Raw genomic sequence first — 13050 nt, forward strand, 5'->3', positions numbered from 1 at the left:
TGGGCGGCCGTCAGGGGAGCGGGTCGCCCGGTGTCACGTCGTGCATCGTGCCTCCGTGCGCGGTCTTGCCGTGGTGCTCCATCTCGATCTCGTCGGCGGAGGTGACGTCGTCGGGCAGGTCGATCGTCGTCCTCGGGCCGGTGAACCACTTCTTGGCCGAGACGTGCCAGCCGATCCAGAGCGCGATGAGCGTGCCGCCCATGAGGATGGGGGCGTAGTTGACGTACTTCCACTCGAAGCCGTCGTTGAGCGGGTTCGCCGCGGGGGTGAACGGGAGGATGAAGTACACCGAGATGATGGCGATCTCGATGACCGCGACGGGGGCCATCCACCTCCACTTGGATCCCAGGTTCCACGAGCCCTGCGTGAAGGCGTCGCCGGCCCTCCACCGCAGGAAGATCGGGACGGCGAACGCGGTGTAGAGCCCGATGACCCCGATGGAGACCACGGCGTAGAAGGCGGTCGGCACGATGATCGGCGCCTCCTCGGTGCCGATGTTGACCTCGACGAGGGCGGGCAGGGTGATGAGCGCCGCGATGACGGAGGAGACGATGACGGCGTTCGCGGGCACCTTGCGGCTGTTGAGCCGGGCCCACGTCGCGGCACCGGGCACGGCACCGTCGCGCGAGAACGCGAAGAGCATCCGGCTCGTCGACGTCATGCACGCCGTGGTGCAGAAGAACTGGCCGATGCTCGCGATGAGCAGCACCGTCCCGGCCCAGCTGGACGACAGGGCCTGGTTGAAGATGACGGCCACGCCGCCACCGCCCGCCGTCACGGCATCCGCGTCCTGGACGGCGAACAGGAAGGCGAGGAGGAGGACCCACCCACCGACCGCGGAGTAGAAGATCGAGCGCCAGATGCCCTTGGCCGCACCGTCGGCCGCGTCGTGGGTCTCCTCGGAGAGGTGGGCCGAGGCGTCGAAGCCGGTGATCGTGTACTGGGTCAGGAGGAAGCCGAGCGGCAGGACGTAGAACCAGAAGCCGAGGCCCCCGGTCTCGCCGCCGGCGAGCCCGCCGCTGTTGTTCACGCGCATCGTGAAGACGTCGTTGATGCTCATGTGCTTCTCGGGCAGGAAGACCAGGATCGCGATGATGATCGCGGCGCCGGCCACGTGCCACCACACCGAGATGTTGTTGAGCATCGCCAGGAGGTGCCCGCCGAAGATGTTGATCAGGGCGGTGAGGAACAGGATGACGAGGAACATCCAGAAGACCCGCTGGAGGCTGTAGCCCTCGGCCCACGACTCGCTCATCGTGCTGAACGACAGGTCGAAGAAGGTCGCCGCGCCGTAGGCGACGGAGGCGTCGATCGCGAGCAGGCCGATGAGGTTGAGCCAGCCGGTGTAGTAGCCGGCCTTCGCGCCACCGAGCTTGCTCGCCCACCAGTAGATGCCGCCCGACGTCGGGTAGGCCGAGACGAGCTCGCTCATGCAGAACCCGATGATGAGGATGAAGACCGAGATGAGCGGCCAGCCGATCGAGATGGCGATCGGGCCGCCGTTGTTCCAGGCCTGGCCGAAGGTCGTGAAGCACCCGGCGAGGATCGAGATGATCGAGAAGGAGATCGCGAAGTTGGAGAAGCCGGACCACGTCCGGTTGAGCTCCTGCTTGTAGCCGAGCTCGGCCAGCTTGCGTTCGTCGTCGTTCAGGTGCACTGCCACGGTTGCTCCCATGGGTCCGGCCGGCCGGACGTGACCGGCGTCATAGTGGTGCGACGAGGCGATGCTAGGGCCAACGGGCCCTCATTGGTATGCGTTTGGGCCATTGTGCGTCCGAGGGGTGTCGTGGCCCGGACCTGCGGATTCCGCGGCCGTGAGGCCTGTCGCACGACAACCGCAGACGGTCGATTCCGCGGCCGGGGGGCCGTGGCACGACCGCAGACGGGATGCCGGGCGCGCACCACGGCGCGCACCCGGCATCCCTTCGCCCCCCCGGGGGCGGTGGGTCAGCCGCAGTCGACGGACTCGGCACCCTCGACCCAGGTCGTCACCATGGCGACCGGCACCGGCGAGTCGGCGCCGAAGTACTCCAGGCCGCGGCCGTCGGCACCGTTCGGGTTGAGCCGGCCGGTGTGCTTCGGGTCGCCGATCGTCATCTTCTCGAAGATCTTGATGCCGACGGGCAGGCCCTCGGCGCGCAGAGCGTCGTAGCCCGCCTCGACGGCGGCCTCGCACCCGGCCTCGAAGCCCGTCTCGTAGAAGGCACCGAGCTCGGCGCTCACCGGGAACCAGTTGGCCGACGCGGGCTCGTTGAGCGAGTACATCGGCACGAAGCAGTGGTGGGCCAGGGCGGGTGCGGCGCCGACGGCGACGGCGGCGACGGCGGCCGCGCCGACGAGGGCCGGGCGGCGGAGGGAACGAAGGACGGACATCGGTGGAACTCCTCGACTCGGTGGTGTGGTGGGACCACCGTCGCCGACCCGGGGTCCCGGCCGACAGGGTCGGCTGTCCCGTTCCACCGGGACGTTCGTCCCGGCACCCTCCCGGGTCGCCGCGCAGGTCAGCAACCCTCCCGGTAGCGCACCATGGCCTCGCGCCGGTTCGTGAGGTGCAGCTTCATGAGGATGTTGCTCACGTGATTGCGCACGGTCACCGGCGAGATGACGAGCGCGGCGGCGATCTCCTTGTTCGACGCCCCGGCCGCGAGGTGCTCGAGGATCTCGTGCTCCCGCGGGGACAGCTCGGGGAACCGCTCACGCCGGGCCCCGGTGCGGTCGGCGAACACCTCGAGCATGCGTCGCGCTCACCTCCGGTGACTCACCGCGCTGCGCGGCTCTCCTTCCACTTCAGGAGCAGGTGCTGCGCACCCCGGGGGGGCGTTGCGACCGAGGCGTCCGCAGACCGGGCACCGGCATCCGCCTGCGTGGTGAGGGCAGGCTTGCCCGGCGTGAAGAGCCAGGTGTCGAAGAGCGCGTCGAGCTGCTGCCCGGAGATGGCCTCGGCGAGGTTGACGAACTCGGCCGTGGTCACGTTGCCGTCCTTGTGCGCGTCCGCCCACGTCTGCAGGACCGTGAAGAAGTCTTCGTCGCCGATGGCGAGCCGCAGCTGGTGCAAGGTCATCGCACCCCTGGCGTAGACCGCGAAGTCGAAGAGCAGGTCTCGCCCGGGGTCCCCGATGACGACGTCCCAGAAGGGGTCGTCGGGCGGTATCTCGCCGTAGAAGAAGTCGAAGAGCTCCTGCGCGGTTGCGGCACCCTCGTGCTCCTCCCACAGCCACTCGGCATACGTCGCGAAGCCCTCGTTGAGCCAGATGTGCTTCCACTCCTGGACGGCGAGGCTGTCGCCGTACCACTGGTGCGCGAGCTCGTGGACGACCACTCCGACGTTTCCCTCGGGTGCGCCGAAGAAGTCCTTCGAGTAGATCGGCCGGGTCTGGTTCTCGAGGGCGAACCCGAGGCCGGGGTCGTCGTCGACGATTCCGCCGGACGTGGCGAACGGGTAGGGCCCGAACGACGCGGAGAGGAAGTCCAGGACATCGCCGTGCCGTGCCAGGGAGGCGTCGATGGAGGCACCCAGCGGGGGTGGCACGTCCGCCGCGCCACCGGCGACCCAGGTGTTGTCATTGCCGGGGCTCCCCTCGGGAGGATCGGCGGCGATCCAACCGTCCAGCGTGTCGCCGTCTGCCTCGAACGACGTGCTGCCCTCGCCCGTCGACACGACGACGTCGTCGACGAACACACCGGGAAGCTGGAAGATGTCGTCGCTGGCGTACGTCAGCGACACCTCGACCTGCTCGCCTGCGTAGGCGCCGAGGTCGAGGCTCCACTGCTCGGGCCCGTCACTGGAGCCGGAGGCCGCGTTCCACGCACCAGTCGTGCCGCTGCCATCGCATGCGCCGTCCGCGTTCTCGGTCTGGTAGTGCGAGAGGAACGGGTGGATCGGGAGCCAGTAGGGGCACGAGCTGCCCGTGTCGGTGCTGCTGTGACCGTTCGCGTCGGGCAGCGTGGTCCAGTCGGCGCCCCCGGCGTGACGGGCCTCGACGAAGAAGTGGTCCCAGGACTGCTCGGTCGCACGGGTCACCCAGAAGGAGAGGGTCGCACCGTCAGACGGCACCGTGATGGTCCGGGTCAGCCGCTTGTAGCTCGAGTCGGCCTGCTGGGAGACGAGGAACTGGCTGCCCGTGCGCGGCGTGGCCACCGGCTCGTATAGCCCGAGGTCAACAGCGTCCCACAGTCGGATGCCGTCGTGCTCGTAGCTGCGCAGGTCGAACTGGCCCATCGTCGCGGTGGCAAGGTACGAGGCCATCGGCTCGGACGCGTCCCACGTGAAGGTCCTCCAGCCGTCCTCGCTGTCGGTCCCGAGCAGAGCGCCGTTGGCCACGGCGGTGACCCCGTCGGGCACCGTGACGTCGAACCGGTAGGAGGCCTTGTCGCTCGGGTGGTCGTTCACGGGGAACCACGTGGCCGCGACCTCGGGCTCCCCGATGACGACCGCACCGTCGTCGGTGTGGACGAAGCCGGAGCCGTCGGGCAGCGTCGCGGGCACACCGTCGTACTCGACGACGGTGGTGAACGACGTCCCCTGGCTGAGCGCGGCATTCGGTGTGGTCCGCAGCTCACCCTTGAGGTGCTGCCACTTGGACGCGCTGCCGTCGACGGTGACCGAGCGAACGGTCAGTCCTTGGAGGTCGAGGTTGAAGCGAGACAGGTTCTGGGTGGCGGTCGCCTGGATGGTGGCGACGCCCCAGAGCATGTCCGAGTCGGGGTCGTACCTGACGTCGAGGTCGTAGTGGCTGACGTCGTAACCACCGTTGCCAAGCCGCCCGACGTAGTCGTCGCCGGCGCTGGCGTCCCCGGGACGCGCCCCCACCCCCGCCCCCGACGCGGGAACCAGCGGGGCGGCGACGAGGGCCGCTCCGGCGAGCACGGAGACGACGACAGACATCCGACGCATGAGGACTCCCCTGTCCTTCACGGACCTCGCCGGACGCGAGCGTCCATCCGACGACGATAGACCCACGACCACGGGACGGACATGGCTCGATCGGGTGGTGCCGGCGCCCACGGGGGTTTGCCGGCTGGATCGGGGGCGCGCCGACGGCATCCACGTCACTACGCTGCTCGGAACACCGGCGCCGCCGGGTGACGTGCCCACCCCCGATCGGGAGGTCCACCGTGTTCGCCAAGATCCTCGTCGCCAACCGTGGGGAGATCGCGGTCCGCGCGTTCCGCGCGGCCACCGAGCTCGGCGCGAAGACGGTGGCCGTCTTCCCGCACGAGGACCGCAACTCCGAGCACCGCCTCAAGGCCGACGAGTCCTACGAGATCGGCGAGCGAGGGCACCCCGTCCGGGCGTACCTCGACCACGCCAACATCGTTCGGGTTGCGGTCGAGTGCGGCGCGGACGCGATCTACCCCGGCTACGGCTTCATGTCCGAGAATCCCGAGCTCGCCGAGGCGTGCGCCGCGAACGGCATCACCTTCATCGGCCCGCCCGCGCCCGCCCTCCACCTCGCGGGGAACAAGGCCCGGGCCATCACCGCCGCTCGGGCGGCTGGCCTGCCGACGCTCGACAGCGCGGCGCCGACGACCGACCTCGACGCCCTCGCCGCCGCGGCGCACGACATCGGGTTCCCGGTGTTCGTCAAGGCGGTGAGCGGCGGGGGCGGGCGCGGCATGCGGCGCGTGGACGACCCGAGCACCCTGCGCGAGTCGCTCGAGGCGGCGCAGCGCGAGGCGGATGCCGCGTTCGGCGACCCCACGCTGTACCTCGAGCAGGCGGTCGTCAACCCCCGGCACATCGAGGTGCAGGTGCTCGCCGACGCTACCGGCACGGTGCTCCACCTCTTCGAGCGAGACTGCTCGGTGCAGCGCCGCCACCAGAAGGTCGTCGAGATCGCCCCCGCCCCGAACCTCGACCCCGCCCTGCGCGACCGGATGTGCGCGGATGCCGTGCGCTTCGCCGAGTCGATCGGCTACGTCAACGCCGGGACCGTCGAGTTCCTCCTCGGCGAGGACGGCCGCTACGTCTTCATCGAGATGAACCCCCGCATCCAGGTCGAACACACCGTCACGGAGGAGGTCACCGACGTCGACCTCGTCGTCGCCCAGATGCGCATCGCAGCCGGCGACACGTTCACCGACCTCGGCATGCGCCAGGACGACATCTACCTGCGCGGCGCCGCGCTGCAGTGCCGCATCACGACCGAGGACCCGTCGAACGGCTTCCGACCGGATGCCGGCCAGATCACCGTCTACCGCTCGGCCGGCGGGGGCGGCGTCCGCCTCGACGGCGGCACGGTCTTCGTCGGGGCCCAGGTCAGCCCGCACTTCGACTCGATGCTCGTCAAGCTGACCTGCCGCGGCCGCACCTTCCCGACGGCCGTGCGCCGCGCGCGCCGGGCCCTCGCCGAGTTCCGCATCCGCGGGGTGTCGACGAACATCCCCTTCCTCGAGGCGGTGCTCGCCGACCCGGTGTTCCAGGGCGGTGCGGCGACGACGAGCTTCATCGACGAGCGTCCGGAGCTGCTCGAGGCCCGGATGGGCGGCGACCGCGGGACGAAGCTGCTCACCTACCTCGCGGACGTCAGCGTCAACCAGCCCCACGGGCCGGCGACGACGTTCATCAAGCCCCGGACCAAGCTGCCCGGGATCGACCCGAGCGCGCCCGTGCCGCCCGGGAGCCGCGACCTGCTGCAGCGGGTCGGACCCGCCGAGTTCGCCCGCCAGCTGCGCGAGCGCACCGACGTGCCGGTCACCGACACGACGTTCCGTGACGCCCACCAGAGCCTGCTCGCCACCCGGATGCGCACCCGCGACCTGCTCCACGTCGCCGAGCACGTCTCACGGCTCACCCCCGAGCTGCTGTCGATGGAGGCCTGGGGCGGCGCCACCTACGACGTCGCGTTGCGCTTCCTGTCCGAGGACCCGTGGGAGCGCCTCGCCCTGCTGCGCGAGGCGATGCCCAACATCCCCCTGCAGATGCTGCTGCGCGGTCGCAACACCGTGGGTTACACGCCGTACCCCACCCGGGTCACCGACGTGTTCGTGCAGGAGGCGGCGCGCACCGGCCTCGACATCTTCCGGATCTTCGACTCGCTCAACGACGTCGACCAGATGCGCCCGGCCGTCGAGGCCGTGCTCGGCACCGGCACCGCCGTCGCCGAGGTCGCCCTGTGCTACACGGGCAACCTGCTCGACCCGCGCGAGCAGCTCTACACCCTCGACTACTACCTGCGCCTCGCCGAGGAGATCGTCGGCACCGGCGCCCACGTGCTCGCCATCAAGGACATGGCGGGGCTGCTGCGTGCCCCCGCCGCGACCCGGCTCGTCCGGGCGCTGCGGGAGAACTTCGACCTGCCGGTGCACCTGCACACCCACGACACCGCGGGCGGTCAGATCGGCACGCTCCTCGCCGCCATCGACGCCGGCGTGGATGCCGTGGACGCCGCGTGTTCGTCGATGTCCGGCACGACGAGCCAGCCCAGCCTGTCCGCCCTCGTCGCGGCCACCGACGGCACCTCCCGCCCGACCGGACTGGACATCGACAAGGTGTTCTCGCTCGAGCCGTACTGGGAGGCCGTCCGGCAGGTCTACACGCCGTTCGAGTCCGGCCTGCCCTCCCCCACCGGACGGGTCTACTTCCACGAGATCCCCGGCGGCCAGCTGTCCAACCTGCGCCAGCAGGCGATCGCCCTCGGCCTCGGCGACCGCTTCGAGGACATCGAGGACATGTACGCCGCGGCCAACCGCATCCTCGGCAACCTCGTCAAGGTGACGCCCTCGTCGAAGGTCGTCGGTGACCTCGCCCTCGCCCTCGTCGGGGCCGGCGCCGACCCCGACGACTTCGAGGCGAACCCGACGAAGTACGACATCCCCGACTCGGTCATCGGCTTCCTCGAGGGCGAGCTCGGCGACCCGCCCGGCGGCTGGCCCGAGCCGTTCCGCACCAAGGCCCTCCAGGGCCGGCAGGCCAAGCCGCGGGTCACCGAGCTCACCCCGGAGCAGGAGGAGGCGCTGCGCACCGACCCGCGCCGCACCCTCAACCAGCTGCTCTTCCCCGGCCCGACGCGGGAGTTCGAGGACAGCCGCGAACGCTTCGGCAACCTCTCCGTGCTCGGCACGATCGAGTTCCTCCACGGCCTGCAGCACGGCAGCGAGTACGAGGCCGAGATCGAGGCCGGCAAGCGGCTCCTCCTCGGCATCAGCTCGGTGGGCGAGGCCGACCGGCAGGGCATGCGCACGGTCATGTGCACCCTCAACGGGCAGTTCCGCCCGATCCAGGTCCGCGACCGCTCCGTCACGGCCGACGTCAAGGCGGTCGAGAAGGCAGACCTGTCGCAGGCCGGACACGTTCCCGCGCCGTTCTCCGGGGTCGTCACCCCCACCGTCGGCGAGGGCGACACCGTCGAGCCAGGCGGGGTCGTCGCGACGATCGAGGCGATGAAGATGGAGGCCAACATCACGAGTGCGGTCGGCGGCACCGTCGAGCGGCTCGCGATCAGCGGGCACCACCAGCAGGTCGAGGGTGGTGACCTCATCCTCGTCGTCTCCCCCGGCTGAGCCACCCACCAGGCAGCGCACCCGCGGAGCACCCGCGGTCCGACCGGCATCCGACACGGCATCCGACGTCGTGCGCGGCATCCGACGTCGTCCGTCACGAAAGCCCCGTGGGCCGGATCGCCTTCCTACGGTGGAGGGACCGCGTCCGACGAGGACGCGGCGCGTGCTCACACCCCGAACGAAGGAGAACAGCATGGGAATCGGCGACAAGATCGAGAACATGAAGGACGACGCGGTGGGCAAGGGCAAGGAGGCCGCGGGCAAGGCGACCGACAACGAGCGCCTCGAGGCCGAGGGTCGCGTCGAGCAGTCCGAGGCCGACCTCAAGCAGGCCGGCGAGAAGGCCAAGGACGCCTTCCGCAACTGATCCGCGACACGCACGAGGGCCACGCACCGCACCGGCGGCGTGGCCCTCGTCGTCCCGGCCGGCCACCCGCGCTACCGGCTGCCGCCGGACGACCCGCCGCCACCGGCTGCCGCCGGACGACGTGCCTACCAGCTGCCGCCGGACAACCCCCGCCACAGCTGCCGCCGGACGACGTGCCTACCAGCTGCCGCCGGACGACCCGCCGCCGCCGCCCCCGGAGAAGCCGCCTCCCCCGCTGAACCCGCTCGAGCCCGACGATCCCGGCGTCGAGACGAAGGTCCCGGCGGCGACCGTCGAGAACGAGTCCATGCTCGAGGCGACGTGGGAGAACCCGCCGGCCGACCAGTTGCCGACGTACCACGTCGGGCTCGCGACGACGTGCCCCGCGGCCGCGGCCGCCGCAGCGACCTCCTCGAACACCGTCGCCCACCGGTCGGCGAGGCCGAACACGATGGCGTAGGGCAGGAACCGGCTGAAGACGTCCTGCGCCTCCTCCCACCGGATCTGGTTCGCCTCGGCCGTCGCGATGTACCGCTCGAACCCCCGCGCCTGGGCCAGCACCGCCGACCCGGGCGCCGTGCGCGCGGCCATCCGGCGACCGAGCGCCCGCACGAGGAGGCCGGTGACGACGACGCCGCCGATGAGGACCCAGAACGGCGACAGGGGGAACCCGGCATCCGCGAACAGGCCGGACAGCGGGCCCCAGCCGAGGAAGACGACGAGCACCCCCGCCGCGAGCAGGACCGAGCCGAGGCCGACCCACCCCGCGCGCTGGCGCTCCGGGCTGCGCCGGAACCAGCCACGCTGGACGACCTCCTCGTACATGAGCCGCTCGACGGCATCCAGGGTGGGCTTGAAGTGGTTCTTGAGCTGGGAGAGGGCCACCCTCTCGCCCGTGGCGAACACCGAGTCGAGGAGCACCTGCTCGTAGGGGGCGAGGGCTCCGGTGGTCGCCGGCGGTGCCGTTCGGGTGAGCACCCAGTCGTCGGGCCGCAGGAAGCCCTGGTCGTCGCGGGCGATCTGCAGGTGGCCGCGCACGGCGAGGTCGACGAGGGTCGCGGTGACGTCGACGAGGTTGACCTGCTCGTCGAGGATCGTGCCGAGCATTCCGGGCTGGACCCCGGCGGGCGGGGTGAACTGCACCGCCACCGTGGGGTCCGGACCGCCGACGACGACCGGCACAACCTGCCCGACGCCGGGGGTCAGGCCGGGGGTGAGCCCGGCGTACTGCTCGTCACGGCCGCGCGTCCACACGAGCAGGCCCATGAGGGAGCCCGCGAGCAAGGGGAGCAGGATCCCGAGGCCGATCGCGAGCCAGCCCAGGGCGCGGGCGGCATCGGGGCTGACGAGCGCTCCGGAGGACGCGTCGACGTCGCCCTCGCGCAGGTCGGGGGTCAGGTCCCCGAAGGCGTCGCGGGGGTAGGACGTGAGCACGCTCGCGCCCTCCTCGGCCTCGAGGTCGGGCACGGCGAAGGTCGACGTCGCGCCCGGCGTCGCCTCGCAGGGCGTCGTCGACCCGAGGGGGCCGTGGAAGCAGGCGGCGCGGGTCGCCGCGGCGGGGCCGGTCACCCTCGCCGAGACCGACCGCTGCGGGAACCCGTTCGAGGTGTCGACGACGTTGTAGTAGAACTCAGCGGTGCCGTCGCCGATGTCGTTGACGATGCGCCCGAGGCGGAAGCGCACGACGTAGTCGGCCGTGCCGCTCACCGTGAGAGACGGGCTCCCGACCCGGATCTGGCGGTACGCACCGACGTCGGAGATCGCGATGTCGGTCGGGGCACCCGAGGGCGAGGTGACGGTGACGCCGGTCAGCTCGTAGTACCGGTACTGGGTCTCGCTGTCACGGTAGCCCGCGCGGACCTTGACGTTGCGCAGGATGCCGTGCCGCTCCTCACCGTCGGGGAAGCGCCAGCGGATCGACTCCGTGACGATGACCGAGCCGTCGGACTGGACCTGGAAGTCGGTGGAGAGCCGGTCGGCCTGCTCCTCGGCGGGCAGGACCGCCGTCGCGGGCCCCCACGCCGCCATCGGCGGCGCGGTGGGGTCGCCGATCGGTGCCGTGGCCTGGGGTGCCGTGGTGTGGGATTCCACTGATGCCGCCGCGCCGGCGCCGGCGGACGGTGTGGCGGACGGTGCGGCGAGCGCGACGGGGCCGCCGAGCACCGCCGCGAGGACGGCCCACACCAGGGAGCGCGCCGAGCGCGCGAAAGGACGTCGCGACCGGCGGGCGTGCCGCACTCAGGCCTCGCGGCGCGAGCGTGACGCGATGGCGCGGTCGGCCTCGCGCCGGTCCTGACGCTCGCGCAGGGCGTGGCGCTTGTCGTAGTTCTTCTTGCCCTTGGCGACGGCGAGCTCGACCTTGGCGCGGCCGTCCTTGAAGTACAGGGAGAGGGGGACGACGGTGTGGCCGGTCTCGCGGGTGGCCTGGAGGATCTTGTCGAGCTCGCGGCGGTGCAGGAGCAGCTTGCGGCGCCGGCGCGGGGTGTGGTTGTTCCACGTGCCGTTGGAGTACTCCGGGATGTGGACGCCCTCGAGCCAGAGGTCGTCGTCGCTGTCGAAGCCGGCCCAGCCGTCGACGAGCGAGGCCCGGCCCATGCGCAACGCCTTGACCTCGGTGCCCATGAGGACGAGGCCCGCCTCGTAGGTGTCCTCGATGAGGTAGTCGTGACGGGCCTTGCGGTTGCTCGCGACGAGCTTGCGTCCGGTCTCCTTGGCCACGGGAGTGAGGCTACCGCCCGGCCGGCCCGCTCCCCCAGCTGATGCCGGGCGGGTGCCCGCGCCGGGGGTCACAGCCAGCGGCGCGGGTCGACGAAGTCGCCGTTCTCGAGGGTCTCGAAGTGCAGGTGGCAACCGGTCGAGGTGCCCGTCGAGCCCTCGTAGCCGATGACCTCGCCGCGCGAGACCTTGCCACCCCACTGCCGGATCGAGCGAAGGTGGTTGTACGTCGTCGCGAGGTGCTCGCCCGACACGAGGCCGTGGTCGATGACGACGCGGTTGCCGTAGCCCCCACCGTCGCCGGCCATGATGATCGTGCCGCCTGCGGCCGCGCGCACGGCGGTTCCGCACGGCGCGGCATAGTCGCGGCCGGAGTGCAGGCGCCAGATCTGGTAGACCGGGTGGAAGCGCGTCCCGAACTCCGAGCTGACCCGGCCGCTCATCGGGCGGCTGAGGTAGCCGTCGTCGCTCCCTCCCCCGCCGCCACCGCTGGACCCGGACCGCGACGAGCCCTGGCTCTGCTGGCTCGCCGCGGCTCGGCGGGCTGCCTCCGCGCGGCGGGCTGCCTCGGCGCGACGGGCGGCCTCGGCCCGGCGCCTGGCCTCGGCGGCCCGCTGGGCGAGGACCTTCTTCAGGCGCGACTGCTCCGCCTTCATCGACGCGAGTTTGGCCTTCTCCGACGCGAGCTGGCCCGCGACCGCCTCGGCCTGGCTGGCCTGCTGCGCCGCGAGTGCGTCGAGCTCGGCCTTGGCCCGGGCGGCGGCATCGCGGGCCTGCTCGGCGCGGGCGAGGGCCTGCTCGGCCTTCTTCTTCTTCGCCGCCGAGTCGGCCCGCAGCGCGGAGAGGTGGTCCTCGAGCGCGGTGAGGCTCGCCTGCTCGGTGGCCAGGCGGTCCATCGTCTCGCCCTGGACGTCCATGACGGTGTCGACGAGGGCGATCCGGTCGGCGAACTGCTGGGGGTCGGTGCTCGACAGGGCCATGTCGAGCTGCCCGAAGCCCTGCTCCTGGTAGATCTGCGCGGCGAACTGGGCGACCCGCTGACGGCCCTCGGCGACCTCCTTCGTCGTCGCGTCGAGCTCGGCCTCGGCCTTGTCCTCGCTCGCCCGGGCGGCCTCGAGCTCCTGCGCAGCGATGGCGTTGGCGCGGTCGGCGGCCGCGGCAGCGGCCTGGGCCTCGTCGAGCACGGCGCGGGCGCCGGGGAGCTTGCTCTTCGTCGACTGCAACGCGGTGTACGCGGCCGAGAGCTCCGCGCTCGTCTCGTGGAGGTCCTCCTCGAGCTGGTCGACCTGCGCGTCGACCTTGCGCTTCTCCGCGCCCGGGTCCGAGGCCGGTGGCCGCGCGCTCGCGGAGGTGGTCGCCAGGGCCCCAGCGCACAGGAAGGCCGCTCCGAGGGCGAGTGCCCGTCGTGGGGCGCCGGGCAGTGGCGCGCGTCCAGGTCGTCCCATGATCACCATTGGTAACACGTT

General features: G+C 71.5%; 9 protein-coding genes. 2 read left to right on the forward strand and 7 right to left on the reverse strand.

What is annotated here, in order from left to right:
* Positions 1 to 10: 10 nt before the first annotated feature.
* The 4 genes from ABD899_RS12790 to ABD899_RS12805 form a co-directional block, all read right to left on the reverse strand.
* Positions 11 to 1663, reverse strand: a complete 1653-nt coding sequence (locus tag ABD899_RS12790) for an amino acid permease (protein WP_345206563.1) — start codon at positions 1661 to 1663, stop codon at positions 11 to 13.
* A gap of 284 nt (positions 1664 to 1947) precedes the next feature.
* Complete coding sequence (locus ABD899_RS12795; RefSeq protein WP_345206566.1) at positions 1948 to 2373, reverse strand: hypothetical protein; 426 nt, start codon at positions 2371 to 2373, stop codon at positions 1948 to 1950.
* Between the two features lie 128 nt (positions 2374 to 2501).
* A complete protein-coding gene (locus tag ABD899_RS12800) occupies positions 2502 to 2735 on the reverse strand; it encodes a response regulator transcription factor (RefSeq protein WP_345206569.1) in 234 nt (77 codons plus the stop codon).
* Between the two features lie 23 nt (positions 2736 to 2758).
* Positions 2759 to 4894: a M1 family metallopeptidase gene (locus ABD899_RS12805; RefSeq protein WP_345206572.1), complete on the reverse strand. Its 2136-nt coding sequence runs from the start codon at positions 4892 to 4894 to the stop codon at positions 2759 to 2761.
* A 221-nt stretch (positions 4895 to 5115) separates the two neighbouring features.
* Between ABD899_RS12805 and ABD899_RS12810 the strand changes: the two genes are divergently transcribed.
* Both ABD899_RS12810 and ABD899_RS12815 read left to right on the forward strand, forming a co-directional pair.
* Positions 5116 to 8502 (forward strand): pyruvate carboxylase, encoded by a 3387-nt coding sequence (locus ABD899_RS12810; RefSeq protein WP_345206575.1) that lies wholly within the window; start codon positions 5116 to 5118, stop codon positions 8500 to 8502.
* A gap of 193 nt (positions 8503 to 8695) precedes the next feature.
* Entirely contained in the window at positions 8696 to 8869 is a 174-nt protein-coding gene (locus tag ABD899_RS12815; RefSeq protein ID WP_345206821.1) for a CsbD family protein, read from the forward strand.
* Positions 8870 to 9046: 177 nt separating this feature from the next.
* Here the strand turns inward: ABD899_RS12815 and ABD899_RS12820 are convergent, their stop codons facing one another.
* The 3 genes from ABD899_RS12820 to ABD899_RS12830 form a co-directional block, all read right to left on the reverse strand.
* Positions 9047 to 10960 carry a DUF2207 domain-containing protein gene (locus ABD899_RS12820; RefSeq protein ID WP_345206577.1) on the reverse strand — a complete coding sequence of 638 codons (1914 nt, stop codon included), beginning with the start codon at positions 10958 to 10960 and terminating at the stop codon, positions 9047 to 9049.
* Positions 10961 to 11107: 147 nt separating this feature from the next.
* Positions 11108 to 11587: an SsrA-binding protein SmpB gene (gene smpB / locus ABD899_RS12825; protein ID WP_345206580.1), complete on the reverse strand. Its 480-nt coding sequence runs from the start codon at positions 11585 to 11587 to the stop codon at positions 11108 to 11110.
* A gap of 68 nt (positions 11588 to 11655) precedes the next feature.
* A complete protein-coding gene (locus ABD899_RS12830; protein ID WP_345206583.1) occupies positions 11656 to 13029 on the reverse strand; it encodes a peptidoglycan DD-metalloendopeptidase family protein in 1374 nt (457 codons plus the stop codon).
* Between the last annotated feature and the right edge of the window lie 21 nt (positions 13030 to 13050).

This window comes from Fodinibacter luteus, from assembly GCF_039541575.1.
In the GTDB taxonomy this organism is placed as follows: Bacteria; Actinomycetota; Actinomycetes; order Actinomycetales; family Dermatophilaceae; genus Fodinibacter; species Fodinibacter luteus.

Excerpts from the sequence above, each read along its gene's own strand:
- ABD899_RS12795 (WP_345206566.1), bottom strand. The coding sequence starts at position 2,373 with ATGTCCGTCCTTCGTTCCCTCCGCCGCCCGGCCCTCGTCGGCGCGGCC.
- ABD899_RS12800 (WP_345206569.1), bottom strand. The coding sequence starts at position 2,735 with ATGCTCGAGGTGTTCGCCGACCGCACCGGGGCCCGGCGTGAGCGGTTC.
- ABD899_RS12805 (WP_345206572.1), bottom strand. The coding sequence starts at position 4,894 with ATGCGTCGGATGTCTGTCGTCGTCTCCGTGCTCGCCGGAGCGGCCCTC.
- ABD899_RS12815 (WP_345206821.1), top strand. The coding sequence starts at position 8,696 with ATGGGAATCGGCGACAAGATCGAGAACATGAAGGACGACGCGGTGGGC.
- ABD899_RS12830 (WP_345206583.1), bottom strand. The coding sequence starts at position 13,029 with ATGGGACGACCTGGACGCGCGCCACTGCCCGGCGCCCCACGACGGGCA.